Source organism: Myceligenerans indicum (genome assembly GCF_016742955.1).
In the GTDB taxonomy this organism is placed as follows: Bacteria; Actinomycetota; Actinomycetes; order Actinomycetales; family Cellulomonadaceae; genus Myceligenerans; species Myceligenerans indicum.
In genome coordinates this window covers 24,540-47,820 of record NZ_JABBYC010000038.1, presented here as the reverse complement: position 1 = coordinate 47,820, position 23,281 = coordinate 24,540, and the positions used below count along the sequence as shown (strand labels likewise).

The 23,281-nt window shown below is 73.0% G+C and carries 18 protein-coding genes; 4 read left to right on the top strand and 14 right to left on the bottom strand.

Annotated elements, in window-relative coordinates:
* The 10 genes from HGK34_RS16730 to HGK34_RS16685 form a co-directional block, all read right to left on the bottom strand.
* Positions 1-150, bottom strand: a 150-nt coding sequence (locus HGK34_RS16730) for an XdhC family protein (RefSeq protein WP_372433146.1), incomplete at its 3' end; no start/stop codon positions are given.
* Positions 151-292: 142 nt separating this feature from the next.
* The gene (gene leuA, locus HGK34_RS16725; RefSeq protein ID WP_201849457.1) at positions 293-2,134 is read right to left on the bottom strand and encodes a 2-isopropylmalate synthase; all 1,842 of its coding nucleotides are present in this window, start codon (positions 2,132-2,134) and stop codon (positions 293-295) included.
* 276 nt (positions 2,135-2,410) lie between these two features.
* A complete protein-coding gene (locus tag HGK34_RS16720) occupies positions 2,411-3,628 on the bottom strand; it encodes a pyridoxal phosphate-dependent aminotransferase (protein ID WP_201849455.1) in 1,218 nt (405 codons plus the stop codon).
* 11 nt (positions 3,629-3,639) lie between these two features.
* Positions 3,640-5,793: a DUF7937 domain-containing protein gene (locus HGK34_RS16715; protein ID WP_201849452.1), complete on the bottom strand. Its 2,154-nt coding sequence runs from the start codon at positions 5,791-5,793 to the stop codon at positions 3,640-3,642.
* 195 nt (positions 5,794-5,988) lie between these two features.
* Positions 5,989-7,692 carry an alpha/beta hydrolase family protein gene (locus tag HGK34_RS16710; protein ID WP_201849451.1) on the bottom strand — a complete coding sequence of 568 codons (1,704 nt, stop codon included), beginning with the start codon at positions 7,690-7,692 and terminating at the stop codon, positions 5,989-5,991.
* Positions 7,693-7,797: 105 nt separating this feature from the next.
* A complete protein-coding gene (gene era, locus HGK34_RS16705) occupies positions 7,798-8,766 on the bottom strand; it encodes a GTPase Era (protein ID WP_201849449.1) in 969 nt (322 codons plus the stop codon).
* On the bottom strand, positions 8,763-10,133 hold the full coding sequence (locus tag HGK34_RS16700) for a hemolysin family protein (RefSeq protein ID WP_201849447.1): 1,371 nt from the start codon (positions 10,131-10,133) through the stop codon (positions 8,763-8,765). Before HGK34_RS16700 ends, era begins: the two co-directional genes overlap by 4 nt.
* Positions 10,134-10,141: 8 nt before the next feature.
* Positions 10,142-10,594, bottom strand: coding sequence for an rRNA maturation RNase YbeY (ybeY, locus tag HGK34_RS16695; RefSeq protein WP_201849446.1), 453 nt, complete (start codon positions 10,592-10,594; stop codon positions 10,142-10,144).
* An 8-nt stretch (positions 10,595-10,602) separates the two neighbouring features.
* The gene (locus tag HGK34_RS16690; RefSeq protein ID WP_201849445.1) at positions 10,603-11,676 is read right to left on the bottom strand and encodes a PhoH family protein; all 1,074 of its coding nucleotides are present in this window, start codon (positions 11,674-11,676) and stop codon (positions 10,603-10,605) included.
* A 110-nt stretch (positions 11,677-11,786) separates the two neighbouring features.
* Entirely contained in the window at positions 11,787-12,164 is a 378-nt protein-coding gene (locus tag HGK34_RS16685; protein ID WP_244666862.1) for an HIT domain-containing protein, read from the bottom strand.
* Between the two features lie 310 nt (positions 12,165-12,474).
* Between HGK34_RS16685 and HGK34_RS23615 the strand changes: the two genes are divergently transcribed.
* Both HGK34_RS23615 and HGK34_RS16675 read left to right on the top strand, forming a co-directional pair.
* Entirely contained in the window at positions 12,475-14,160 is a 1,686-nt protein-coding gene (locus tag HGK34_RS23615) for a helix-hairpin-helix domain-containing protein (RefSeq protein ID WP_201849444.1), read from the top strand.
* A complete protein-coding gene (locus HGK34_RS16675) occupies positions 14,157-15,050 on the top strand; it encodes an OmpA family protein (protein WP_201849443.1) in 894 nt (297 codons plus the stop codon). Before HGK34_RS23615 ends, HGK34_RS16675 begins: the two co-directional genes overlap by 4 nt.
* A gap of 331 nt (positions 15,051-15,381) precedes the next feature.
* Here HGK34_RS16675 and HGK34_RS16670 read toward each other — a convergent pair whose 3' ends face one another.
* From HGK34_RS16670 to HGK34_RS16655, 4 genes are all read right to left on the bottom strand, one after another.
* Positions 15,382-16,155, bottom strand: coding sequence for a 16S rRNA (uracil(1498)-N(3))-methyltransferase (locus HGK34_RS16670; protein ID WP_201849442.1), 774 nt, complete (start codon positions 16,153-16,155; stop codon positions 15,382-15,384).
* A 16-nt stretch (positions 16,156-16,171) separates the two neighbouring features.
* The gene (gene dnaJ / locus HGK34_RS16665) at positions 16,172-17,293 is read right to left on the bottom strand and encodes a molecular chaperone DnaJ (protein ID WP_201849441.1); all 1,122 of its coding nucleotides are present in this window, start codon (positions 17,291-17,293) and stop codon (positions 16,172-16,174) included.
* 115 nt (positions 17,294-17,408) lie between these two features.
* Positions 17,409-18,425 (bottom strand): heat-inducible transcriptional repressor HrcA, encoded by a 1,017-nt coding sequence (gene hrcA / locus HGK34_RS16660; protein ID WP_201849440.1) that lies wholly within the window; start codon positions 18,423-18,425, stop codon positions 17,409-17,411.
* Positions 18,426-18,560: 135 nt separating this feature from the next.
* On the bottom strand, positions 18,561-19,652 hold the full coding sequence (locus tag HGK34_RS16655; protein ID WP_201849438.1) for an alpha/beta hydrolase: 1,092 nt from the start codon (positions 19,650-19,652) through the stop codon (positions 18,561-18,563).
* A 244-nt stretch (positions 19,653-19,896) separates the two neighbouring features.
* On the opposite strand from HGK34_RS16655, the gene HGK34_RS16650 reads away from it, so the two are divergent.
* Both HGK34_RS16650 and HGK34_RS16645 read left to right on the top strand, forming a co-directional pair.
* A complete protein-coding gene (locus HGK34_RS16650; protein ID WP_201849436.1) occupies positions 19,897-20,073 on the top strand; it encodes a hypothetical protein in 177 nt (58 codons plus the stop codon).
* Between the two features lie 65 nt (positions 20,074-20,138).
* On the top strand, positions 20,139-23,261 hold the full coding sequence (locus tag HGK34_RS16645; protein WP_244666861.1) for a helix-turn-helix transcriptional regulator: 3,123 nt from the start codon (positions 20,139-20,141) through the stop codon (positions 23,259-23,261).
* Positions 23,262-23,281 lie beyond the last annotated feature (20 nt).

Below are 23,281 nucleotides of genomic sequence, written 5' to 3'. Positions count from 1 at the left end.
AGATGTGTATAAGAGACAGCCCTCACCCGAGCCCGGCCCCACCAACATCGCCGCCCCCGGCGCACGCGGCGCCGACCGAAACGTCGCCACCACCGTCGCCATCCCCACCGGCACACCCCGACGCCACCACTCCAACAACTCCTCCAGCACGTCACGCACGCGCGATCACCTCCGCAGTCAACGTACCGCGCCCTGGCCTGCACAAACATGGTCCGATCGCACAAAGACCGCGGGCGTGACCCCGACGGCCGGCCGTAGCCGGACCGCCGTGATCACGCCCGCGGTGAGCACCTCAGACCGCCGCGCGCTCCGCACGGTTGACCGCCGAGACGATCGCCTTCAGGGACGCCGTCGTGATCGACGGGTCGACGCCCACGCCCCACAGCACGTCGTCGCCCACCTGGCACTCGACGTAGGCGGCCGCGGTCGCGTCGCCGCCCTCGGACAGGGCGTGCTCGGTGTAGTCGAGCACGCTGACGTTCACGCCCACGTGCGAGATCGCGTCGACGAACGCGGCGATCGGACCGTTCCCCGACCCCGTCAGCGTCTGCGCCTCGCCACGGTCGACGACGTCGACCTCCATGGTGGCCGGCCCACCCTCGGCGGACGTCACGCGCGTGTGCTCCAGCTTGAGACGACCCCACGGCTGCAGGCCGGCCTCGACGGCACCGGCCGAGCCCTCCTCGATGGGCAGGTACTCGTCGGTGAAGATGCGCCAGATGTCGTCACCGCTGACCTCGTGGCCCCCCGTGTCGGTGACGCGCTGCACGGCGCCCGAGAACTCGATCTGCAGGCGGCGCGGCAGGTCCAGGCCGTGGTCGTGCTTGAGCAGGTAGGCCACCCCGCCCTTGCCCGACTGGCTGTTCACGCGGATCACGGCCTCGTAGGAGCGGCCCACGTCCCGCGGGTCGATCGGCAGGTACGGCACGCCCCACGGGAGGTCGTCCACACCCACGCCGGCGGCCTCCGCCTGGCCGGCCATGTGCTCGAAGCCCTTCTTGATCGCGTCCTGGTGCGACCCGGAGAACGCGGTGAACACCAGGTCGCCCACGTACGGGGTGCGCTCGGGGACCCGCAGCTGGTTGCAGTGCTCCACGGTGCGGCGGACCGCGTCGATGTCGGAGAAGTCGATCTGCGGGTCGATGCCCTGCGCGAACAGGTTCATACCGAGCGTGACCAGGTCGACGTTGCCGGTGCGCTCACCGTTGCCGAACAGGCAGCCCTCGATGCGGTCCGCGCCGGCCAGGTAGCCGAGCTCGGCGGCGGCCACCGCGGTGCCCCGGTCGTTGTGCGGGTGCAGCGACACGATGACGTTCTCGCGGTGGTTCAGGTGCCGGCACATCCACTCGATGGAGTCGGCGTACACGTTGGGCGTGGCCATCTCGACGGTGGCGGGCAGGTTGACGATGACCTTGCGCTCCGGGGTGGGCTCGAAGACCTCCAGCACCTCGTTGCAGATGCGTACGGCGAACTCCAGCTCGGTGCCGGTGTACGACTCCGGGGAGTACTCGTAGTAGATCCGGGTCTCCGGCAGCGTCTCCTCGAGCTTGCGGCACAGCTTCGCGCCGTCCAGGGCGATGTCGACGACGCCGTCCTGGTCGGTGCGGAAGACCACCTCGCGCTGCAGCACCGACGTCGAGTTGTACAGGTGGACGATCGCCTGCTTGGCGCCACGGATCGAGTCGTAGGTGCGCTCGATCAGGTGCGCGCGGGACTGGGTCAGGACCTGGATGACGACGTCGTCCGGGATCCGGTCCTCTTCGATGAGGCGGCGGACGAAGTCGAAGTCGGTCTGGCTGGCCGAGGGGAAACCGACCTCGATCTCCTTGTAGCCCATCTCCACGAGCAGGTCGAACATGCGCAGCTTGCGCTCGGCGTCCATGGGCTCGATGAGCGCCTGGTTGCCGTCCCGCAGGTCGACCGCGCACCAGCGCGGCGCCTGCTCGATGCGCTTGGCGGGCCAGGTCCGGTCGGGCAGGTCGACGGTGATCTGCTCGTGGAACGGCCGGTACTTGTTCACCCGCATTCCGGACGGCTGCTGGGGGTTGTCCTCGACGAGTCCGCCGGCGGTGCCGTACACGGGGTCACCGTGCTTCGTGGCAGGGGCGGTCGTGGTCTCCGTGCTGGTGTTCATGACTTGCGTGTCCTCCGGGTAGAAGTGACCTTCTCTCAGGCAACGACCCGGGTTACGGGCCGCGGCCGGCATCACGAAGCCACCGCGGCGAGGAGTCCGGCCTCTTTATGGGGCCTCGCCGCGGCACCGAAGGAGGAGGCTCTTCGCCGGGTGCACGCTGTCACTGTACCCCCGCATGTTGCGCGCACCACAGCTGTCCACCATGTGGTGGCGCGTTGCGGCACGCGACAAGACGGCGCCGGAGGATCTGGCCGTCACCGACAACGGCGCCCGAGCTCAGACGCGCTTGCTCTCCAGGAACTCCGCGATGCGGCCGATCGCGTCCTCCAGGACGTCCACGGCGGGAAGCATGACCAGGCGGAAGTGGTCCGGTTCGGGCCAGTTGAAGCCCGTTCCGTGGGTCACCAGGATGTGCTTCTCCCGGAGCAGCTCGAGCACCAGCTTCTCGTCGTCCTCGACCGCGTAGACCTCGGGGTCCAGGCGCGGGAAGCAGTACAGCGCGCCCTGGGGGGCAACGGTGCGCACGCCGGGGATCTCGTTGAGCAGCCGGACCGCCGTGTCGCGCTGGTCGAGCAGCCGCCCGCCGGGCAGCAGGAGCTCGTCCACCACGGCAGGGTCGCCGCCCAGCGCGGCGGGGATCGCGTACTGCGCCGGGACGTTGGCGCACATGCGCATGTTCGCGAGCAGGGTCAGGCCCTCGAGGAAGTCCGTCGCGAGCTGCTTCGGCCCGGTGACCACCACCCAGCCGGAACGGAACCCGGCCACGCGGTAGGCCTTGGACAGGCCGGAGAACGTCAGGCACAGCACGTCGTCACCCGCGGACGTGGCGGTGTGATGATGGCTCGCCCCGTCGAACAGGATCTTCTCGTAGATCTCGTCGCTCAGGAGGACGAGCCCGTGCCGCCGCGCGATGTCGGCCAGCGCCCGCACCGTCTCGGCCGGGTACACCGCGCCGGTCGGGTTGTTCGGGTTGATCACCACGAGCGCCTTGGTGCGCGGCGTGATCCGCGCTTCGAGGGCCTCCAGGTCGGGCGACCAGCCCGCGGACTCGTCGCAGGCGTAGTGCACGGGCGTGCCACCCGTGAGCGACACCGCACCGGTCCACAGCGGGTAGTCGGGCGCGGGGACGAGCACCTCGTCGCCGTCGTCCACGAGCGCCTGCAGCACGAGCGAGATCATCTCGGACACGCCGCTGCCGATGAACACGTCGGTGGGCGTGACGTCCAGCCCCCGGCTCGCGTAGTAGGCCGACACGGCCTCACGCGCCGGCAGGATGCCGCGCGAGTCGGAGTAGCCCTCCGCCTCGTGCAGGTGCTGCCGCAGCCCGTCGACCACGACGTCGGGCGCCTGGAAGCCGAAGGGCGCGGGGTTGCCGATGTTCAGCTTGAGGACCTTGTGGCCCTCGGCCTCGAGGCGCTCGGCCTCGACCAGGATCGGCCCGCGGACGTCGTAGCGGACGTCGCGAAGCTTGTTGGACTGTGTGATGGGGCGCACAGGCAGCATTCTCACACTCCTCGCCGCGATCGCAGCGCGGCGTCCACATCCGGGTCGCCGAGCGCACCGAGCCAGTCGAGCAGCGCCGGGTAGGTGGAGGGGTTCCGGGCGACATGGGATCGCAGGTGAGGTGCCTCCTGCACGATGACGGCGAGGTCCGCCAGCGGCGTGCCCGGGTCGAGAGCCGCCTCGGGGGTCCAGCCCGGCGGCTGTGCGGAAGGCAGGGCCGCCGCGCCGTTGCCTCCGGCAGCGGGCTGCTGACCGCCCACCGGCTGCATGACGGCCGTCGCGCCCACGGCGGACGGGCTGCCCGCCCCCGGCATCTCCCGAGCGGTGGTCTCGTGGGCCACCCGCGACACGGACGGCTGCTCGCCCGAGGCCGCCCGGTGTTCCTGGCCCGCGTAGGTGCGGACGGCACCGGTCGACGAGACCCGCTTGCGCGGCCGGTCCGGCGCCGGCTTCGCGGCGCCGTCCTCCGTCGCCGACGAGGAGCCGGCCGCAGGGGACGGGCCGGAGGCAGAGGAGAGGCCGGGCCCGGAGGCCGGGTGCAGCACCGCGGTGACGTCCTGCGCGGGCTGCCCGTCGCCGACCGCGCCTTGCGCGGCCGAGGTGGCCGCCGCCGCGGCAGTCCCGCCCGCGGCCGCCGACGTCCCGCCCGCTGCGGGTGCGGTGTCGGGCACCGCGGCGGGTGCGGCGTCGGGCGAGGTCGCCTCGTGCGCGCCGGACGCGGCCGTCTCCGGGGCCCGGCCGGTGGCCGGCACGCCGTCGTCCCGGGCGTCGCCCGCCGCGATGTGGGTCCCCCCGGTGGGGATCTGCTCGCGCTCGCGAGCGGGCTTCGCGGGCAGGGTCGCCGGCTGCTCGGGCGCCCAGACCCAGGCGGCGCTCCGGTCGACGGCGCCCTCCCCGGCAAGGCCCGAGGTCTGGAAGTGCTCACGCACCGCCTTCGGGACCATGAGAACGGAGGCCGCGATGCCCGGGAGCCCCAGGGCGATCACGAGATCGACGATCCGCAGGCCGGACCCGGCACCCGACGTCGCGACGACCACCACAAGGCCCAGGACTCCGGAGACGCAGGCGGCGCCCACGGCCGGCACGTGCCCCGTGGAGGTGTCCCGCCGCAGGGAGCGCTGACCGAACCAGGCCACACCCGCGATCACGAGGCCGAGGATCAGGCGGAGCAGGGGCGCCACGTCGAAGCCGTCCGCGACGAGCGTGACCAGGCCGTCGCCCGCACCGCACAGGGCGAGCAGCAGGAGCACCTGGAACGTGCGGATCGCGGCGTGGACCCACACGTCGACGGCACCGGGGACCGGCGGCGTGCCGGAGGACAGCCAGAGCGGCGAGCGCCGTACGGCCGGTGAGGCAGCCACCGCCGCGAGCGCCGGGACGAGGACGAGGCCGAACCGCTGCTCGTGGGTCGTCTCCACGCCGCTCAGGACCTCGCCGGCGGTGAACACCGCCAGGACGGTGACGACGACGCCGAGCGCGATCAGCACGAGCCTGGCCGCGCGGTCACGCCGCCAGGCCGGGAGCACGAGAAGCACGACGATGCCCGCCACCATGGCGAATCCGAGGGGGGCGCGCAGCATAGGGCCGAGCTCACGGTCGGTGACGTAGGTCTGGACGAGCGAGACGAGGGCGCCGGCGCCGACGAGACCGCCGGACAGGGCGAGCACCGCGCGCCACCGGTCGTGCACGCGGCCGTCGAGGTCCGCCGGCCCCAGCTCGCTGTCGCGCGGTGCGGCGGCGAGCAGCGCGCCGCCGAGACCGAGACCGGCCCCGGTCCCGACGCCCGAGCCGCCGGCCAGGTCGAGCAGGACGGCCACCACCACGACGGCGGCTGCCGGGAGGTTCGCCCAGACGCGCCACCTGCGGGTGGCCCGTACGGTCCAGGACGTGGGCAGCGCACCGAAGCGCGCCAGGTAGGGCAGTGAGAGGGAGGCGAGCGAGACCGCCATGGCGAGCACGACCTCCACGCGGTCGGCTCCGCGGTCGGCCGCGGTCCACGGCAGGGCGAGTGCGAGCAGGAGCATGAGCGCGGCGACGACGTCGCGCACGTAGTCGCTCGGGCGATAGGTGGCGAAGGCGGACGCGGTGTCCGTGGCGTTCCGCGGACCGGCGGCGCTCTGGTGCTCCACATGCTCCGGGGCGTGGATATCCGTCATTCACAACTCCTGAGGTGACGCCGCGGGCCCGATGTCGCGCGGGCAGGTCGCGGGGGGCTGGCGGCATGGGTGTCCACCACTGTTTGTACCGGGTCGAGCGAGGCCGTGTCGTTCCGAATCGCGGCGACACTCGTCACATCGTGAGATCTGCGCACCTCCCTCACATCCGGGAGGCTCCCCGGCCCCGGGGGACGCTCACACGCCGAGCTGGTAGACACCCCAGTAGGCCAGGACCAGGCCGAGGGCGACCGTGCCCGCGGCGAGCGCCCAGAAGGCCGCCGTCACGAGGCGTGGGCCCACCCGGTTCCCGGCGTCGGGCATGCGGACGTCCGCGTCCGGTGCGGCGCTCCCGCCGTCCGGCGTGCGGGGTTCGCCAGGGACGCGAAGGGCGGCGACCCGCCAGCTCGCAGCCCGGCAGCGCAGCAGCAGGACCGCGGCGGCGACGGCCGCGACCACGCCGAGCAGCCGGACCCCGATCCAGCCCCCCTGGACCACCAGCGCGTTCTGCTCGTAGTCCAGCGCCAGCCGTGCGACCGCGAGCAGATAGGCCACGAGCCCCACCGCCGTCGCGACCGTCACCCCGGCCGTCACCCCCAGGGGAGCCGCCAGCCCGGGTGCGAGGCCGGGCGCGGGCCGGGCGGCGCCGCCCCGGGCGGCGCGGGCGCGGGCGACCGCGCCGCGCACGGCCCGGTTCGCGCCGAGGGTGACGCCACCGGCGAGGATCAGCACGGCGGCGGCGATCACGATCCCGAGCACGACGTCGCCGTCGGCGTACCAGTGGGGCTGCGGTACCGGCTCGGCGAGGTAGAGCTGCGCCGGCTGGGCTCCCGCGATGCGGGGCCGGGCCGTCGCCGACGCGGGCAGGCCGTGCACCCAGGCCGCGACGTCCCGCGCGAAACCGGGGTGCAGGTGCAGGCCGTCCCCGTGCGGCACGACGCCGTCTCCCAGCGGCTCGTCCGACACGTTGATGCCGTGGTTGGCGCCGTCGTAGAAGCGCACGGTGACGGGCGCGTCCCCGCCCCCGGCGGCGGTGTCGGCGAGCACCTGACGTACGCCCTGCTCCATCGGCATCGACGGGTCCGCCGCGCCGTAGGCCATGAAGATCGGCGCGTCCTGCCGGGCGAGCCAGGGACGGACGTCGAAGTCCGCGTACTCGAACCCGCCGCCCGGCAGCCGCATCCCGACCGCCCGGGGGATCGCCCGGAACACGCCCTCCGGGACGTCCGTGTTGCGCAGGTAGTTGTCCATCGCGAACGCCGCCTGCTGGCGGGGCGGTACGACGGGTGCGGACACCCACACCTCGAAGGCCAGGCGCGGATCCCGTGCCATCAGGACGGGAGCGATCCAGCAGCCCTCGGACTCCGCGTAGAGCCCCACGCGGTCGGGGTCGACGCCGGGGACCCGGCGCAGGAAGTCCACGGAGTGCTGGTAGTCGCCGGCCATCTCGACGTAGTCCCGGCTCCGGGTCGTGTAGTGGGCGAGGTACTTGTCGGGGACCAGCGTGACGATGCCGGCGCTCGCCAGCGCGGTGGCCGCCTCGGTGAAGGCGTCGGACGCCTTCCCGGTGCCGGCGCCGTGCACGAACACGATGCCGGCCAGGCCCTGCCCGGCATCGGTCACCGGCTCGCGCAGCAGCCCGCCCACCGACGCGCCGTCGTCCAGGCGGATCGTCACGGCGGTCTCGCGCACCTGGAACCGTCCGGGCTCCGGGGACACGCCGAAGTCACCGGCCCTGCCGGTTCCCGTGGCGGGCTCCTCCCCGCCGACCATGGTGTCGGCGGAGGCCGGCTGGATGTGGTCCGTGACGGGGTCGGGGTTCCACCCCGGCCCGGCGAGCGCACCTGCGGCCGCGAGCCCGAGCAGGATCGCGGCACTGGTGGCGGCTGTCCGGAAGAGCATCTTCCGAGGCTACTCGGCGACGCGGCGTGGCTCCCCACCGGGCCCGGCGACCCGGCGCGGCCTGCCGGTGCCGGGCGCGGCGCCGGACGGGAGCCGGGCCCGCGGTCAGAACCCCAGGCGCCGCAGCTGTTTCGGGTCGCGCTGCCAGTCCTTGGCGACCTTCACGTGCAGGTCCAGGTACACGCGGGTACCCAGCAGCTTCTCGATGCCCCGGCGTGCCTCCGTGCCGACGGCGCGCAGGCGGGAGCCACCCCGGCCGATGACGATCGCCTTCTGCGAGTCACGCTCCACGAACAGGTTGACCCGCACGTCCAGCAGCGGCGGGCGGCCCTTCTTCTCGTCGCCCGTGCCCTCCCGCTCGACGATCTCCTCGACCACCACGGCCAGCGAGTGGGGCAGCTCGTCGCGCACGCCCTCCAGGGCGGCCTCACGCACGAGCTCGGCGACCATGACCGACTCGGGCTCGTCGGTGAGTTCACCGCCCGGGTACAGCTCCGGCCCTTCGGGCAGGTGCCGGACCAGGACGTCGGACAGCTCGTCGACCTGGAACCCGTCCTTGGCCGAGACCGGCACGATGTCGGCCCACTCACGGTCCACGGACGTGGCCAGTGCCTGCACGGCGAGCAGGTGCTCCACCATCACCGGGCGTTCCACGACGTCGGCCTTGGTCACGACCGCCACGACGGGCACCGCCTTGCGGCCGCGCATCAGCTCGGCGAGCTGCTGGGCGATGTAGCGGTCGCCGGGCCCGATCTTCTGGTCCGCGGGCAGGCAGAACGCGATGACGTCGACCTCGCTGAGCGTGTCCCGCACCAGGTCGTTCAGCCGCTCGCCGAGCAGGGTACGGGGCCGGTGCAGCCCGGGGGTGTCCACCAGGATGAGCTGGGCGTCCGGCCGGTGCACGATGCCCCGGATGGTGTGACGCGTGGTCTGCGGCCGCGCGGACATGATCGCGACCTTCTCCCCCACCAGGGCGTTCGTCAGCGTGGACTTGCCCACGTTGGGCCGGCCGACCAGGCAGGCGAAGCCGGACCGGTGGAGCTGCGCTCCTGCTCGTGAGGTGTCGTCGTTCACGCGTGCTCTTCCTTCTCGTGCTTCGGAGGCTGCCCGACGAGGTCGGGCGAGCCGGGCTCGCCCCCATTGTCGCCGTCGGACGGGCTCACCCGGCGCACCAGGATGGTGGCGAGCTGCTTGCGGCGGCCCTCGACCCGCTCCGCCGTGAGGCGGAGGCCCGACACCTCGGCCGCGGAGCCCGCGAGGGGCACCTTGCCGAGCGCCTTGGCGAGCAGACCGCCGGTCGTGTCCACGTCGTCGTCGTCCAGGCGCAGGTCGAACAGCTCGCCGAGCTCGTCGACGGGCATCCGTGCCGGCACCCGGTACCCGCCGTCGGCCAGTTCCTCCGGCTCCTGGACGGGGACGGTGTCGTGCTCGTCGGTCAGCTCACCGACGAGCTCCTCCAGCAGGTCCTCGATGGTGACCAGGCCGGCGATGCCGCCGTACTCGTCCACGACGAGCGCGATGTGCGACGCCGAGGACTGCATCTCCCGCAGCAGGGCGTCGACCGGCTTGGACTCCGGGACGAACACGGCCTCGCGGGCGATGTCCGCGGCCGGCTGCGGGCCGGTGCCCTCGCCGTCGTCCACGGGCCAGTGCACGGCAGCCACGACGTCCTTGAGATAGGCCACGCCGACGACGTCGTCCACGGACCTCCCGACCACCGGGACGCGCGAGAAGCCGGAACGCAGGAGCAGGCGCAGCACCTTGCTCAGCGGCGTGCCGGCCGCGACGGTGATCATGTCGGTGCGCGGCACCATCACCTCGCGCACGATCGTGTCGGCGAGCTCGATGGCCGAGCGCACCAGCTCCCGGTCCTCCTCCTCGAGGTCCTCCGACTCGCCCACACGGTAGGCGACGTCGCGCCGGCCCTCCTCGGGGGGCGGCACCCGGGGAACCGACAGGCGGGTGAGGCGCGCCACGCCACGCGAGACCACCGTCAGGGTCGGCGCGAGGGCGAGCAGCACCTGAACGGGCCGCCGGAAGCCGAGCGCACGCGGTGACACGCGCACGAACAGCACGCCGACCCCGAGACCGGCGGCCAGTGCGACGAGCATGACGAACAGCTCCGGGACGAGGTTGCCACCCGGAGGGTCCGGGAACACCTGCTGGACCAGCAGGGTCGCGGCGGCGATCGCCACCACCTCGGCGGTGACGCGCACGAGCGCGAACGAGGCCACGGTCGCCGTCGGCTCCACGACGAGGGCCTGCGCGGAACGCGCGCGGGCGGCGCGGCGCGGGTCCGGATCGGGCCCGTGCTCGGCGTCGGCGAGGCAGTCCGCGAGGCCGGACCGGGTGACGCGCAGGAGCGCGGCCTCACCGGCGGAGAGCACGCTCGCCAGGACGAAGCCCACCAGTGCGGCGAGGGCGAGGAGACTTGCGGTCACGGGCGGTCCTAGCGGTTCGCGAGGAAGGTCAGGAGAAGCCTGCGCTGCAGCGCGAACATCTCCTTCTCCTCCTCCGGCTCGGCGTGGTCGTAGCCGAGGAGGTGCAGGATGCCGTGCACGGTCAGCAGGAGGAGCTCCTCGGCCGTGGAGTGGCCCGCCGTCCGCGCCTGCTTGGCGGCGACCTCGGGGCACAGCACGATGTCGCCGAGCGTGCCCGGGGCGACCTCCTCACCCTCCCTGCCGGGGCGCAGCTCGTCCATGGGGAACGACAGGACGTCCGTGGGCCCGGGCTCGTCCATCCACCGCACGTGCAGGTCCGTCATCGTGGCCGAGTCCACGAACAGGATCGACAGCTCGGACTGCGGGTGGACGTGCATGGCGTCCAGCGCGTACCGGCCCAGGGCGGAGAACTCCGCCTCGTCGACCTCGTACCCCGACTCGTTGTTGACCTCGATACTCACCCGTGCTCCTAGCGCCGACGCCGCTGCGGCGGCCGGTGGTCCTGCGGCTGACGGCCCGGCCGCTGCCCGTTCGTGACGACGTCCCAGCGCGCGTACGCGTCGATGATGTCGCTCACCAGGCGGTGGCGCACGACGTCGGCCGAGCCGAGACGGCAGAACTCGACGTCGTCGACACCGGCCAGGATGTCCTCCACGACCCGCAGGCCGGAGGTCTGGTTGCCGGGCAGGTCGACCTGCGTGGCATCACCCGTGATGACCATGCGTGAGCCGAAGCCCAGGCGCGTGAGGAACATCTTCATCTGCTCGGTGGAGGTGTTCTGCGCCTCGTCGAGGATGATGAACGCGTCGTTGAGGGAGCGGCCACGCATGAACGCCAGCGGCGCGACCTCGATGGTCCCGTTCTCCACGAGCTTGGGGACCTGCTCCGGGTCGATCATGTCGTGCAGGGCGTCGTACAGGGGGCGCAGGTACGGGTCGATCTTCTCCGTGAGCGAGCCGGGCAGGTAGCCGAGCCGCTCCCCCGCCTCGACGGCCGGGCGCGTCAGGATGATCCGGTTGACCTGCTTCCCCTGGAGTGCCTGGACCGCCTTCGCCATCGCGAGGTACGTCTTGCCCGTACCGGCCGGGCCGAGCCCGAACGTGATCGTGTTGACGTCGATCGCCTCGACGTAGTGCTTCTGGCCGGGCGTCTTGGGCCGGATGGTGCGCCCACGGTTGGACAGGATGTCGAAGGTCAGCACGTCGGCGGGGCGCTGGGCGGAGGCGGCCGTGAGCATCCGGATGGAGCGGGTCACGACCTCGGGCGTGAGCTGCGTGCCGGCCTCGATCACCTGGATCAGCTCGTCCAGGAGCCGCGAGACGAGCTCGACGTCCCCGGGAGGTCCGGACACCGCGATCTCGTTGCCCCGGGCGTGGACGTCGACCTGGGTGAAACCGTCCTCGATCGCGCGGAGCACGGCATCCTGACTGCCGAGCAGGGCGACCATCGGGATGTGCGCCGGGACGATGACGCGGTGCTCGGTCCCGCGCTGGGGCTTGCGGTCCGTCTGCTGGGCGGGTACGTGCGATGCGGAAGTTGTCATGGGCCGGCTGATGCCGATGCGCTCCTCGGTTCCAGGTCTGTGTGACACGCTCATCCTATCGAGCCGGACCCGGTTCGTGTCGCCCGATTTCCCCAACGGCGAAGCCGGGATCAGAAGCCCGAGAGCTGGGTTCCGGCCAGGACGTGCGCGTGGGCGTGAAAGATCGTCTGGCCGGCCTTCGGGCCCACGTTGCAGATGAGCCGGTACTGGCCGTCGGCCAGATCGGAGGCGACCTGGTCCGCCAGGCCGATGACGTCCGCCAGGGCCTGGGGGTCCGCGCCCGCCAGCGCGCTCACGTCGGCGTGGTGGCTGCGCGGGACCACCAGCACATGAACGGGTGCCTTCGGATTGATGTCCCGGAACGCCACGGCCGTGTCCGACTCGGCGACCATTTCCGTCCGGATCTCCCCCGCGACGATCTTGCAGAACAGACAGTCCGCGTTCATCTCCTCGGTCTGGTCCGTGCTCGTCTCCGTGGTCCTCACCATGGGCGCAGGCTACCGGGCGCAGAGCGCCGGCGCCCCGCAGGAAGACGCCCCGCGGCCTCGCTCCGCGCGGCTCCCGGGGCGGGGCGGACGCGTTCACCGACACAAGTCCGATATTTCCTAGGCCTACGCGCCACCACTATCATTCGACGCATCTTCGAAATTGTTACCTCGTCCGAAATGCCAGACGTCGTCAACTGTGGTTGAGTCTGCCCGTTCGACGGGTGGCGCCCCAGACCCCCGCAGATCGGACAAGTTCTCGCCGATGCCGCCGCCCTGACCGGTGGCTGTCCGTACACCCAGGAGGTTCAGCGTGGGTTGGTTCATCACCCAGTCGCTCCTATTCATCATCATCACCGCAGTCATCTTCTTCCTGATCGGCCTCTGGGCCGGCTGGATCCTGTGGGCCCGCAAGACCACGGGAAAGCACAGCGCCGAGACGGCCGAGAAGAAGCCTGCGACGGCAGACGCGAGCGCCACCGCGGACGCGGCCGGCTCAGCGGACGCGGCCGGCGCCGTGACGGCCGGGGACACCGCCGCCACCGAGACTGCCCGGTCCGGAACGGAGTCCGACGCCGGGACACCAGGCTCCGGGGACGCACGCGAGGCGGACACCGCCGCAGCGCACGCGGACTCCTCCGGTGACACGGCGCCTTCCGGCGACGCGGCACCTTCCGGTGACACGGCGCCCTCCGGTGACACGGGACCTTCCGGCGACGCGGGAGCCGACGCCACGACGGGCACCACCACCGGCGAGAACACCACGACGGACACGACCGGAGCGGCGGCCTCGCCCGACGCGGACGGCGACGCCGGTCAGGGCGCCGACACCTCCTCCACCGAGAAGCCGGGCACCGACACGTCCGGCACCGAGGCATCGGGCACTGCGACATCGGGCACTGCGACATCGGGCACGAAGGCACCCGCGCCGAAGGCGTCCGGCAAGGGCAGGACCGCCGAGCCGTCCGACATCGAGGACGAGAACCTCGCGGTCTACGCGGGCGCCGAGGCCGAGGTCGTCGCCGAGGCCGAGGCCGCCACCCGCGAGGCGGCGGTCGAAGGGGCCACCGCGGACCAGGCGCCGGCCGAGGCCGCGAGCGCCGGCGGGAACGAGGACGCGGAGCCGGACGACGACCTGACTCGCATCGAGGGCATCGGCCCGAAGATCTCGAGCGCGCTGCGGTCCGCGGGCTATGGCACCTTCGCCAGGGTCGCCGAGGCCTCGGAGGAGGACCTGCGCGCTGCCCTCGCGAAGTCGGGCATCAAGTTCGCCCCGGCCGCGATGTCCTTCGCGGCGCAGGCCCAGTACCTGGTCGAGGGCGACGTCGAAGGCCTCGAGGAGTACCAGGACTACCTCATCGCAGGACGCGAGCGGCGCAGCGCGGACTTCGTGGAGGACGTCGACTACATCGACGTCGACGAGGTCGAGGGAGAGGCAGCCAAGCAGGCCGCTCTCGAGGCGGACGCCGCGAAGGCCGCCGAGGCGACCGGTGAGAAGGTCGACCCGGACGCCGTGGCCGACGACGGTGCCGTGGCCGAGAGCTCGGCCGAGGCGGAGAACGCCGCCGAGGCGGACAAGACAGCCGGTGCGGACACCGCGGCCGAGCCCGCGCCGCCGGCCGACGACGACCTCAAGGTGATCGAGGGCATCGGCCCGAAGATCGAGAAGGCGCTCAAGGCCGACGGGGTCACGTCCTACGCCCAGATCGCCGTCCTCTCCCAGACGCAGCTGCGGGAGTCCATCGGCAGGAGCGGGATCAAGTTCGCCCCGTCGGTCAAGAGCTGGGCCCACCAGGCGCAGTACCTCGTGGAGGGCGACGGCGAGGGCCTGGAGGAGTACCAGGACTACCTGATCGGCGGCCAGGAGCGCGGCACGACCAAGTTCGTGGAGCAGGTCGACTACACGGACGTCGACGAGGTCGAGGGCGACGCGGCCAAGCAGGCCGCCCTGAAGGCCGACGCCGAGAAGGTCGCCAGGGTCGAGGGTGAGAAGGCATGAGCACGATGAAGGCTCTTCTCGGACCGATCGTCGTGGCCGCGCTGGCGCTGCTCGGGCTGTCGAGCTTCCAGGACACGGCGTTCCGGGAGCACATCGAGGGCAAGCTCACCGAGAGCTCGCGGACTGCCCTCGCGGACGCCGACCTGAACGGCGCCCAGGTCAGCTTCACCGGTCGGGACGCGACCGTGGAGGCGGACAGCCCGGCGGCCGCGGCCACGGCGAGCGCCGTGGTCGGTGACGTCACGGGGGTCCGCGCGGTCCAGGTCGTCGGCCCTGGCGGTGAGGCGGGCACGGGAGCCGTCGTCGCCGACGCGCCGGACGACGCCGTCAGCACCCCGGGCGCCGAGGACTCCGGCGCCCCGGAGACCGGCGAGACGGCCGACCCGGCGGACGGTGGCGAGGGCGACTCGGAACACGGTGACACGGACGGTGACACGGACTCCGACCCGGCCGATGGGTCGGACGACGGGGACGCGCAGGACGAGGACACCGGCGACGCCGAGGACTCCGGCCACGAACCGACCAAGAAGGAGAAGGCCGAGGCCCAGGACGACCTGGTCGAGATCCCCAACATCACGTTCGTCACGGACAGCGCCAAGCTGACCAAGCACGGCAGGCAGGTCGTACGCCAGGCGGCCGACGTGCTGGAGGAACACCCGGATGTGCGGGTCCGGATCGAGGGTCACACGGACTCCCGTGGCGACGAGGACGACAACCTGAAGCTGAGCAAGCGTCGCGCGATCACCGTGCGAGACCGTCTGGTCGAGCTCGGTGTCGACAAGGACAGGCTGTCGTACAAGGGCTTCGGTGAGTCCGACCCGCTGGTCATTCCCAGGACGTTCGCCGACCTGGAGAAGAACCGCCGGGTGGAGTTCGTCGTCCTGGACTGACGACACCCTCGCCCCGACCCGCCGCACTACAGCCGTCGATCAGGTCGAACCCCACGACCACGCCCACCCGGCTGACGCCCCACTCGGCCGGCGACCCCGCTCGGCCGGCGACCCCGCTGGCTGACGCCTTCGCCGGCTGACGACCACGACGATGACGTTGTTACCGATGCCTGTAACAACGTCATCGTCGTGGTCGCCAGCCGGTCGTGGTCGTCAGCCAGCGGGGTCGCCGGCCGAGTGGGTCGCCAGCCGGCGGAGGCGTCAGCCGGCGGGGGCGTCAGCCAGTGAGCCGTCAGCCGGGTGGGGCGTCAGAAGTGGGCGTCGGTCGGCGTCAGGACCAGCGGCCCAGGCGCTCGCTGAGTATCGCCACTGCCACCGGGCCGGCCGTCGAGGTGCGCATGACGTGCGGGCCCAGGCGGGCGGTCACCGCGCCGGCCGATGTCAGGGCCTCCACCTCCGTGGCGGAGATCCCGCCCTCGGGCCCGACGACGACAAGCAGTTCCGCCGCCGGTGACGTCCCCTGCTGCGGCAACGCCACCTCACGCAGCGGCGTGACCGCTTCCTCGTGCAGCACGACCACGACGCCCCCGGCGCCGACCACGTCCCGCACACGTGCGGCGAGCTGCCGGGTCGTGACGGGCTCGGCGACCTGCGGCACTCGCGCGCGCCGCGCCTGCTTGGCCGCGGCACGCACCGTCGCAACCCACTTGGCCTGCGACTTCGCGGCGCGAGCCCCTCGCCACACGACGATCGACCGTTCGGCCTGCCAGGGAATGACGGCGTCGGCTCCCGTCTCCGTCGCAGCCTCGACGGCCTGCTCGTCGCGGTCCCCCTTGGCCAGCGCCTGGACGAGGGTCACGACCGGTTCAGGCGGCTCCTCGGCCACCACGCCCTGGACCCGCAGCCGGACCCGCTCGCCGTCGACGGACTCGACGACGCCCTCCAGCCGCAGGCCCGCACCATCGACGACGTCGATCCGCTCACCGGGCCCGCGCCGCTGCACGACACCGGCGTGGCGCCCCTCCGTGCCGTCCAGGACGAACACCGAGTCGACGCCGTATCCGGCCAGCGGCGTCCCCTCGGCGAGGAAGACCGGAGCACTCATCGCAGGCCCACCGGGCTCAGCGGCCGGACAGCTTGTCGCGGAGGCGGGAGAAGACACCCGGGTGGGCGGCGGCCAGCCGGGGGTCGGGGCGTTCCTCGCCGCGCAGGGCCGACAGCTGCCGCAGCAGCTCCGTCTGCTCGTCGGTGAGGCCCGTCGGCACCTGGACCTCGACGTGCACGTTCAGGTCGCCGCGCCCGCCGCCGTGCAGGTGTCCGACGCCGAGGTTCTTGAGCGTGACGATCTGTCCCGGCTGCGTCCCGGGCCGGATGTCGATCTCCTGCGGGCCGTCGAGCGTGTCCAGCGACAGTGTCGTGCCGAGGGCCGCGGCCGTCATCGGCATGGGAAGAGTGCAGTGCAGGTCGTCGCCCCGGCGCACGAACGTGTCGTGCGACTTCTCACGGATCTCGACGTACAGGTCGCCGGCCGGTCCGCCGCCCGGACCGGTCTCGCCCTGTGCCGACAGCTTGATCCGGGTCCCGGTGTCCACGCCGGCCGGCACGTTCACCGACACGGTGCGCCGGGACCGCACGCGGCCCTCGCCGGAGCAGTCCGGGCAGGGCTCCGGGATGACCGTGCCGAAACCGCCGCACGCGGAGCACGGTGCGGTCGTCATGACCTGGCCCAGGAACGACCGGGCGACCCGCTGCACCGACCCCCGCCCGTGGCAGACGTCGCAGGTGCGCGACGTGGTCCCGGGGCGCGCGCCGTCACCGGAGCAGGTGGAACACACCACGGCCGTGTCGACCTGCAGTTCGCGCTTGGCGCCGAACGCGGCCTCGGACAGGTCGATGTCGAGCCGCACCAGCGAGTCGTTGCCGCGGCGGGCACGCGGCACGGGCCCGCTCGGCTGGCCGCCGCCGAAGAACGTCTCGAAGATGTCCTGGAACCCGAACCCGTTGCCGAACCCGCCGCCGGCTCCACCACCGGGTGCGCTCGGGTCCACGCCCATGTCGTACTGCTGGCGCTTCTCCGGGTTGGAGAGCACCTCGTAGGCGCGTGCGACGTCCTTGAACTTCTCCTCGCTGCCCTCCCCCGCGACGTCCGGGTGCAGGGTGCGGGCGAGTTTGCGGTACGCCTTCTTGATCTGCTCGGGCGAGGCGTCCCGCGGGACACCCAGGATCTCGTAGTAGTCGGTCACAGGTCTCTCTTCGCTCGCTCTGGGTCGGAAGGCAGCGGTGCCCGGCGGCAGCCGGTGCGCACCTGGGTCCTCAGGTGCGTCCGGTCGCCGGGCGGTTCGGTCGGGGACCGGGGGCTCACGTGGGTAGCACCCGGGAGAGGTACCGGGCCACGGCACGCACGGCCGCGATCGTGCCCGGATAGTCCATGCGCGTGGGTCCGATGGAACTGAGCAGGGCGACCGTGTCGCCGTCCGTCCCGTAGCCGGTGCTCACCACGGAGGCCCGGGCGAGCCCGGCCAGTCTGTTCTCATGGCCGATGCTCACGGCCACGTTCTCGTCGGATGTCATCTCGGTCAGCAGCCCCAGGAGCACGACCTGCTCCTCGAGTGCCTCCAGCAGCGGGCTGAGCCCCTGGTCGAATCCCATGCCCGCGCGGGCGAGGTTGGCCTGGCCCGCCACCACGAGCCGCTCCTCCTGCTCCTCGTCGAGGGCGTTGGACACGACCTCTCCGATCGCGGCGACGAGCGCGCGGTGCTCCGGGGCGACGACATCGGCCACCTCGCTGAACGCCAGGTCCATCTGCGTGAGCCGCCGCCCGGCGGCCGCGGCGTTGAGCCGGGCACGCAGCTCTCCGAGGGCGGCCTCGTCGACCTCGTCCGCCACCTCGAGGAACCGCTGCTCGACCCGGCCGTTGTCCGTGATGACGACGACGAGCAGCCGGTTCTCACCGGTGGGGACGAGCTCGAGGTGCCTCAGCCCGGAGCGCCGCAGCGACGGGTACTGCACGACGGCGACCTGACCGGTGAGCTGCGCGATGAGCCGCCCGGCACGACCGATGACGTCGTCGAGGTCCACCGCTTCGGAGAGGAACTTCTCGATCGCCCTCTTCTGCGGCTGGCTCAGCGGCCGCGCCTCGGAGAGCCGGTCCACGAACAGCCGGTAGCCCTTGTCCGTGGGAATGCGTCCCGCGGACGTGTGCGGCTGCGCGATGTAGCCGGCATCCTCCAGCGCGGCCATGTCGTTGCGTACCGTGGCGGGCGAGACACCGAGACGGTGGCGCTCCGTGAGCACGCGCGAGCCGACGGGCTCCTGCGTGTGCACATAGTCCTCCACGATGGCACGCAGCACATCGAGGCGACGCTGGTCGCTCATGGGTCACCTCCACCCAGCACTCTCGCTCTACGAGTGCCAATCCTACGCGGCGTGACCGACATCGACGAAGCGCGCCGCGCAGGACGGACGCCGCGGCACGAGGCATCCGCCCGGAGCGCGGCGCGGGAGATGCCGTCAGGCGACACCACCGCGCGGAACGTGCCGTGCCAGGGCGACCTCCGTGACACGCGCCGCACGCGCCAGATGGAGCCGCGCGTTGCGGCTGGCACCCGTCGCGTTCGCGAAGGCGTGCACGTGCCCGGTCGCGACCTGCACCGACGCCGGGACGCCCGCCTCGCGCAGCCGCTCGGCGTAGGCCAGGCCCTCGTCCCGCAGCACGTCGAACCCCGCGACCACGACGTGCGCCGGCGCCACGCCGGCCAGGTCGTCCGCCACCATCGGCGACACCCTCGGGTCCTTCGTCAGGCCGGGATCGGTCAGGTATCGCTGCAGGTACCAGTCGACCCGCGCGGCCGGAAGCCCGTACCCGTCGAACATCGCGCTCGACGGGTACCGGGTGGTCGCGTCCGTGGCCGGGTAGAGCATCAGCTGGAAGTGCGGCCCTCCGCCGCTCTCACCACCCGGGCCGTCGTCGTCCCGCGTCAGCCGGGCGACGACGGCGGCCGCGTTGCCGCCGGCGCTGTCCCCGCCGACGGCGACCGGCAGCAGGCTGAGCCGCGGCCGCCACCGCCGGGAGTTCGCACGGACCCAGCGGAAGGCCGTCACGGCGTCGTCGAGACCCTCCGGGAACGGGTGCTCGGGCGCCAGGCCGTAGCGGACCGAGACGATCACCAGGTTGGAGCTGAGCGCCAGGAAGCGGCACACCGGATCGGCGGTGGACAGGCCGCCCACCACCCAGCCACCACCGTGGTACCAGACCAGCACGCCGTCCGGCGGGACGTCGGGGTCTGCCTGGTAGACGCGCAGCCGGACCCGCCCCCGCGTGCCAGGGATCGTCAGGTCCTCGACGCGGCCGACGGCGGGCCGCGAACCCATGACCCTGGCCTGTCGCTTCACGCGAGCACGCGTCGCGCCGACGCCGCCGTCCGGCGGCGGGCGCAGCGCGCCGAGCCGCTGGGCGAGCTGCACCTCCGGATAGAGGCACTGCCCGTCCACGACATGCGGTGGGCCCGCGAGCCGCCGCAACACCTGATCCGGCATGCGGCCGATGCCCAGCGCCGCCGCGTGCGCGGCTCCGACAGCGAGGTCCACCAGAAGACGAGCCATGTTCAGAAATTACCGGGACCCGCCCGGACCCTCACGCCGAGCGGTCCCGTACCCGGCCTCCGGCCTGTAGGGCGATGCCCTCCGGCACCTAGGGCGATGCCTTAGGCGGGGGCCCGTCCGCCCGGGAACACCGCTGTGAAGATACGGCGACCGCCCGATCCGCCGCCCCTACCTCATCTCCGAGGCTGGTACCAGCGCCGGTGAGGGACCGGCGACGGACCGCGAGAAGGCAGAGGGACCAGAGATGTTCAGGTTCAGCGACTATTCCGAGTACCACCGGCACGAGGAGGAGCTCGCCCGCCGCGCCGAGCGGAAGCGCCGCGAGGCGGAGATCCGCGAGGACCGCAAGGACCGGCCGGCAAGCCGCGGCAACGACCGCCCTGCCCTCCGGACGCAGCCCGCCAGGGCGCGCTGGGCATGAGAGCGCGGCCCCCGGGCCCACGCGATCCGGGCACCACGACCCGACCGGCATGGGACGATGCTCCCATGCCGGTCAGCCGTGCCCACCTCACAGGCCGATCCCACGAGATCGAGGAACTGCGCGCCGCACTGGACGAGGTGCGCGGCGGGCCGGGGCGCACCGTGATCGTGGCCGGGGAGGCGGGGATCGGCAAGACCCGCCTGGTGGAGGAGCTGACGTCCGCCGCCCAGGACGTCACGGTCGTCGTCGGGCAGTGCGCGGACTCCGGATCGGGGCCCGTGCCGTACGCCGCGCTGACCGGCGTGCTGCACGCCGTCGTCCAGGAGATCGGCACGGAGGCGACCCTTGCCGCGGCCGGTGCCGCCGCCGGCTCGCTGTCCGTCGTCGCACCCGCGCTCGTGGAGCCCGACGACGACCCCGGCGCGGAACGTGTTCCCGAGGTCCTGACGAACCTCCTGACCGGCATGGCCACCGCGCGCCCCGTCCTGCTCGTCCTGGAGGACCTGCACTGGTCCGACGACGTCACCCGTGCCCTCGCGGTCCGGCTCGCCCGCACCGCGCCCGCCGGTCTGCTCCTGGTGCTCACCTACCGCAGCGACGACGTCGGACGCGGGCACCCGCTGCGCACCGCCGTCGCCGAGCTCGACCGCGCACGCGCGGCGACCCGCCTGGACCTGGAGCGCCTCGCGCACGACGACGTGCGGACGATGGCCCACGACCTGATCGGGTCCGCCGAGGTGGATGCCATCGCCCTGTCCGAGCTCGTCGAGCGCAGCGCGGGCGTGCCGTTCTACGTGGAGGAGCTCGCCGGCTTCATCGGCTCGGAGATGCCTGGGTCGCTGCGCGACATCCTCCTGCTGCGCTACTGGCGGCTGAGCCCCGAGGCCCAGGCCCTGTGCCGAATCGTCGCGGCCGCCGGGCCCCGGGTGTGGCACGACGTCCTCGACGACGTGATCGCGGACGCCGGGACCGCCGTCGGCGGCGACTCCGACCAGGTGACCCGCGAGGCGGTGGACGGCTCGGTGCTCGTGGCGACCGAGGTGGGATACGAGTTCCGGCACGCCCTGGTGCAGGAAGCCGTGTACGCCGAGCTTCTGCCCGGTGAGCGACGGCGGCTCCATGCCGCGTACGCACGGGCACTGACCACCGCGCTGACCACGCGCATGCGTTCGGTGGCCAAGCTGTCGCGGATCGCCGACCACTGGTGGAGGGCCGGGATGCTGAGCAACGCCCTGGCGGCGGCCGTGGTGGGTCACGACGCCGCCACCGGCGCGGCGGCGCTCTCCACCGCCGTGTCGCTGGGCGAGCGTGCCCTGGAGCTGTGGGAACAGGTGCCCGGTGCGGCGGACGTCGCCGGGCGAACGCACCACGAGCTGCTGCTGCAGGTGGCCGAGTCGCTGCGCGGTTCCACGCGCACCGAGCGCGCCCGTGCCCTGGCACGTGAGGCCCTGGCGGAGTGGCCGCCGGACGATCCCGTGGGCCTGGCGCGCGCGCTGGCCCTGGCGGCGCGGATCGCGGGCCACGCCGGTACCGACGAGGGCCCCGGCATGCTCGACCGCGCGCTCGCGCTCGTGCCGCCCGGCGTCGACGACTCGGTGCGCGCCCAGGTGCTGGTCACGCGGGCACGGTATGCGATGCTCGGCGGCCGGCCGCAGGACGCGATCGAGGCCGCGAACTCCGCCTACGGGGCCGCTGCGGCCGCAGGGGACGACACACAGATCTCGATGGCCCTCAACATGCGGGGCATCAGCAGGCACCTGGCCGGACACCCCGGCGCCGAGGAGGACCTGCGGCGGTCGCTGGAGGCCTCGGGCGACGACTGGTACGCGGCGAGCCGCTACTACATCAACGGGTCGGACATCTGCCTGACCGCGGGCGACTGGGCGAAGGCGGAGGCGATCGCCACCGAGGGCTCCCGGCACCAGCACGGCCCCGCGGTCGGCGCGTGGCCCATGGCGCGGCCCCTGTCCGACGGCACGCACTTCATGCTCGAGGGCAACGTCGCCGAGGCCTGGATCGGGCAGGGCCGCTGGGCGGAGGCCGCCGCGTGGTACGAGCGCCACCTGCCTCTGCTGCACGCGAGCATCCACGCGGCGTACCTGAGCGAGAGATGGACCTGGCTGGCGATGTGGCGCGGCCTGGTCGACGAGGCACAGGCCGAGGCTCGGCGGCGCGCCGCGTCCTGGGAACGGTTCGGGAACCTGGAGGTCCAGGTCCGGTCGAAGGTCGCGGTCACGCTGGCGGAGCTCGCCCTGCTGCGCGACGAGCCGGAGCGGGCCCTGCACCTCGTGTCCGAGGTCGTGGGCGACGGGCACCAGGTGCTCCCGCCGTACGACCTGCCGCGGCTCGCGGTCGCGGCCCGCGCGATCGCCGGTCTGAGGGCGGCGGGGCAGAAGGTGGACGAGGCGCCCTACCGCGCGACGCTGGAGGCGTGCTCCCGCTGGCCGACCCATCCGGTGTGGGCGGCGCTCTTCGAGGCGGAGCTCGGCAACGGGCCGTGGTCGGCGGTCGCCGAGCTCCCGGGGCCCGCCCACCTTCGCCCCTACGCGCTCTACCGGGAGGGCCGGACGCTGCTGGACGCCGGCGACCGGGCGGGGGCACGTGGGCGGCTCGACCAGGCGGTCGCCGAGGCCGAACGGATGGGTGCGGGGCTGATCGCCGCGTGGGCGGCCGGACTGCTGGAGCGTGCCGGGCTGGCAGGGAGGCGCGCCGGTGCGCCCGCCGCTGCGGGAGGCCCCGGGAGCGCGAGCCGGCCCCGTCCCCGGCCGGGCGGCGAGCCGAGCAGCGCGGCCGGGGCCGGTGAGCCGCGCGGGGGCGGGCCGACCGTCGGTGGCGCGAGCGAGGCGACGGCCCCGGGGGCGCGTGCGGGGACGACCCGGTCGGGCAGCGGGGCGGCAGGCCGCGAGACGGCCGTCGACGAGTCCGGCCGTGACCGGTGGCGCGGGCCCCGGACGGCCGGCGAGCTGGGGGCCGGAGCCGGGGCGCCCGCATCGGGTGCCCCCCAGCCGGTGACGCTGACGGCACGCGAGTCACAGGTCCTGGGTCTGGTCGCCGAGGGCATGACCAACGGCGAGATCGCCACGCGTCTGTTCATCTCCCCGAAGACCGTCTCCGTGCACGTCTCGGCGATTCTGCGCAAGCTGGGCGTGTCCTCCCGCACCGAGGCCGCCCTGCGCGCCCGTGTCTGAGCCGCGGCCGGTGACGCGCG

Coding starts and splice junctions, on each gene's coding strand:
- HGK34_RS16645 (WP_244666861.1), top strand. CDS start 20,139: ATGCCGGTCAGCCGTGCCCACCTCACAGGCCGATCCCACGAGATCGAG.
- leuA (WP_201849457.1), bottom strand. CDS start 2,134: ATGAACACCAGCACGGAGACCACGACCGCCCCTGCCACGAAGCACGGT.
- HGK34_RS16715 (WP_201849452.1), bottom strand. CDS start 5,793: ATGACGGATATCCACGCCCCGGAGCATGTGGAGCACCAGAGCGCCGCC.
- HGK34_RS16685 (WP_244666862.1), bottom strand. CDS start 12,164: ATGGTGAGGACCACGGAGACGAGCACGGACCAGACCGAGGAGATGAAC.
- hrcA (WP_201849440.1), bottom strand. CDS start 18,425: ATGAGCGACCAGCGTCGCCTCGATGTGCTGCGTGCCATCGTGGAGGAC.
- HGK34_RS16710 (WP_201849451.1), bottom strand. CDS start 7,692: ATGCTCTTCCGGACAGCCGCCACCAGTGCCGCGATCCTGCTCGGGCTC.
- HGK34_RS16670 (WP_201849442.1), bottom strand. CDS start 16,155: ATGAGTGCTCCGGTCTTCCTCGCCGAGGGGACGCCGCTGGCCGGATAC.
- HGK34_RS16675 (WP_201849443.1), top strand. CDS start 14,157: ATGAGCACGATGAAGGCTCTTCTCGGACCGATCGTCGTGGCCGCGCTG.
- HGK34_RS16650 (WP_201849436.1), top strand. CDS start 19,897: ATGTTCAGGTTCAGCGACTATTCCGAGTACCACCGGCACGAGGAGGAG.
- HGK34_RS16655 (WP_201849438.1), bottom strand. CDS start 19,652: ATGGCTCGTCTTCTGGTGGACCTCGCTGTCGGAGCCGCGCACGCGGCG.
- HGK34_RS16690 (WP_201849445.1), bottom strand. CDS start 11,676: ATGACAACTTCCGCATCGCACGTACCCGCCCAGCAGACGGACCGCAAG.